This is a genomic window from Marinobacter vulgaris (assembly GCF_003344045.1).
Classification (GTDB): Bacteria; Pseudomonadota; Gammaproteobacteria; order Pseudomonadales; family Oleiphilaceae; genus Marinobacter; species Marinobacter vulgaris.
Window position 1 is genome coordinate 1 of record NZ_QFWX01000026.1, and the last position, 1,204, is coordinate 1,204.

Annotated in this window: 1 protein-coding gene and 2 pseudogenes; 1 reads left to right on the plus strand and 2 read right to left on the minus strand. The window is 55.5% G+C overall.

Annotated features, from left to right (window positions below; all coding sequences use genetic code 11):
* Positions 1-237, plus strand: a pseudogene (locus DIT71_RS18465) (hypothetical protein); the annotation flags it as partial.
* On the opposite strand, the gene DIT71_RS17600 reads toward DIT71_RS18465, so the two are convergent.
* Complete coding sequence (locus DIT71_RS17600; RefSeq protein ID WP_001067855.1) at positions 183-887, minus strand: IS6-like element IS26 family transposase; 705 nt, start codon at positions 885-887, stop codon at positions 183-185. The pseudogene DIT71_RS18465 and the gene DIT71_RS17600 sit on opposite strands and share 55 nt — an antisense overlap.
* 46 nt (positions 888-933) lie before the next feature.
* A pseudogene (locus tag DIT71_RS17605) lies at positions 934-1,204 on the minus strand (Mu transposase C-terminal domain-containing protein); the annotation flags it as partial.

A 1,204-nucleotide genomic window follows, 5' to 3' on the forward strand; every position in this document is an offset into this window, starting at 1 on the left:
CTTATCGATATTACCATTCCGGACTGGGTGGAAGCACAGAGTGAATTCCTTCTGTTATCCAGCACCGGTGGTACTTCCACGCAAATTAAAGGCGTTCTGGAACGGCTTCGCCTGGCAGGTATGCCGGAAGGGCACTGTTGCAAAGTTAGCGATGAGGCAGCCTTTTGTCTTATTCAAAGGCCTTACATTTCAAAAACTCTGCTTACCAGGCGCATTTCGCCCAGGGGATCACCATAATAAAATGCTGAGGCCTGGCCTTTGCGTAGTGCACGCATCACCTCAATACCTTTGATGGTGGCGTAAGCCGTCTTCATGGATTTAAATCCCAGCGTGGCGCCGATTATCCGTTTCAGTTTGCCATGATCGCATTCAATCACGTTGTTCCGGTACTTAATCTGTCGGTGTTCAACGTCAGACGGGCACCGGCCTTCGCGTTTGAGCAGAGCAAGCGCGCGACCATAGGCGGGCGCTTTATCCGTGTTGATGAATCGCGGGATCTGCCACTTCTTCACGTTGTTGAGGATTTTACCCAGAAACCGGTATGCAGCTTTGCTGTTACGACGGGAGGAGAGATAAAAATCGACAGTGCGGCCCCGGCTGTCGACGGCCCGGTACAGATACGCCCAGCGGCCATTGACCTTCACGTAGGTTTCATCCATGTGCCACGGGCAAAGATCGGAAGGGTTACGCCAGTACCAGCGCAGCCGTTTTTCCATTTCAGGCGCATAACGCTGAACCCAGCGGTAAATCGTGGAGTGATCGACATTCACTCCGCGTTCAGCCAGCATCTCCTGCAGCTCACGGTAACTGATGCCGTATTTGCAGTACCAGCGTACGGCCCACAGAATGATGTCACGCTGAAAATGCCGGCCTTTGAATGGGTTCATGTGCAGCTCCATCAGCAAAAGGGGATGATAAGTTTATCACCACCGACTATTTGCAACAGTGCCCATCGGCGTAGTAGTGGATGTGGTCGATGACAAAGCCGGTGCGGGTCAGCGTGCGCCGGAGGATCGGCAGAAAATCGACCAGGAACGAAGTAGCGCGTGTGACGACGGCCGGTACGCCGACACGCGCCACGGCCTCGGCCCAGCGCGCGGCCGGCGGTTGGAGCAGGCCGTTGTGCACCGAACCGTGGTAGGTGCCGACCGCCAATGTGAGCCAGCGCTCTAGCTCGCGCAGCGTCAGGGCGGCCTTGTTTTCG

Coding starts and splice junctions, on each gene's coding strand:
- DIT71_RS17600 (WP_001067855.1), bottom strand. CDS start 887: ATGAACCCATTCAAAGGCCGGCATTTTCAGCGTGACATCATTCTGTGG.